2 protein-coding genes are annotated in these 1,444 nt (G+C 61.5%); both read right to left on the reverse strand.

Annotated features, from left to right (window positions below):
• A partial coding sequence (locus tag DDF70_RS36205) for a transposase (RefSeq protein ID WP_425374153.1) occupies positions 1–240 on the reverse strand: 240 nt, incomplete at both ends.
• 559 nt (positions 241–799) lie between these two features.
• A partial coding sequence (locus DDF70_RS36210) for an IS256 family transposase (RefSeq protein ID WP_114949221.1) occupies positions 800–1,444 on the reverse strand: 645 nt, incomplete at its 5' end.

Consider the following 1,444-nt stretch of genomic DNA (forward strand, 5'->3'; position numbering starts at 1 on the left):
GGCTCGAGGAAGCCGGGGAAATAGGCGCCGGTGCGCAGCTTGGGGATCTTGAGGTTCAGGGTGCCCAGGCGGGTGTCGAGCGCCCGCTCGCGATAGCCATTGCGGTAGGTGGCCCGCTCGCCGCTGCGTTCATACCGGGCGGCACCAATCACGCCCTCGACATCGGCTTCCATCAGGATCTGGAGCACGCTTTCGGCGACACTGCGCAGAAAGTCGCCGTCGTCGGCCTTCGCCATCAGTNTCAGCCAGTGGTAGTCTGTCATCGGTCATTGGGGTTCCTTCAGCTGGGGTGCAGTCGAGCAACTCCACCATAGCCGGTCCTCCCAATGACCACCTCACCCCATCACCCGGCGCGTCAGCAAATTTCCACCACCAGCGCGGACTCTACCCCGGCGGCATCGAAATGGCCCGCCCAATGCACAAGTAACCGGTGAAATACCTCTGCCGTCGGTGAATACCGTTGGCCGAGTAGTTTGTTACTCACTGCATGAGAACGACACGACAGACCGCGTGCTTTCTCATCCCTGATCCGAATCTGTGACTGAACCGTCAGAAGAACCGGCGGATAACTAACCTTTTGACAAGAAGTCTTTAGATAGCCGACCGCAAGTTCATCTACCGGCCGGAAGTCCCTCGGCTTTTGCCTCGATTCTCAAAAGATAGCTATCCGGAGATCTGGCGGCCTGATCTTGAAGCGCGGTCAGGTCCACTACCGCTCCTTCGAGCGCTTCATATGCCACGCGTTGAGCAGGACGGCACCCAATCCCGAGCTATGACGGAATTTAGGTGATGGGGCCGGTCAGGCGGCGCTGTTTGTCGGCATCGGAATGACCTCGGTGCCGTCCTTAAACCTGACACCGGCGATCACCTTGGGCAACTGGTTTTCGCCCATCAGCCTGCGCCAGCCTTTCGCGGCTGCCATCACGAGCTTGAACACCATCAGCCGGGCGGTGGTCGGCGACAACGAGCCCTTGGTGCGCACGGTCCGGTGCCGGACCGTCGCGAACACGCTCTCGATTGGGTTTGTAGTCCGCAGATGGATCCAATGCTCAGCCGGCCAATCGAAGAAGGCCAGCAGCGCCCGCTGGTCCTTGCGCACGCACTCCACGGCTTTCGGATAGCGCGCCTGATAGGCTTCAGCGAACAGATCGATGGCGACCTCGGCCTGGGCTCGTGTCGGCGCGAGATAGATCTCCCGCAGGGCCACCTTCATGCCGGGCTGCACCGATTTCGGCACCTTGTTGAGCACGTTGGCGGTCTTGTGCAGCCAACAGCGTTGATGGTGCGTGCCGGGAAAGAGTTCGTCGAGCGCCTTCCAGAAGCCGAGAGCTCCATCCCCGACAGCGATCCGGGGCAGGACGGACAAACCCCGCCGCTTGATCTCGACCAGAAGCTCGCGCCAGCTCTGGGCGCTCTCGCGCACGCCGGCCTGGAAGCCGATCAG

It is taken from the genome of Microvirga calopogonii (assembly GCF_003347665.1).
GTDB classification, from domain to species: Bacteria; Pseudomonadota; Alphaproteobacteria; order Rhizobiales; family Beijerinckiaceae; genus Microvirga; species Microvirga calopogonii.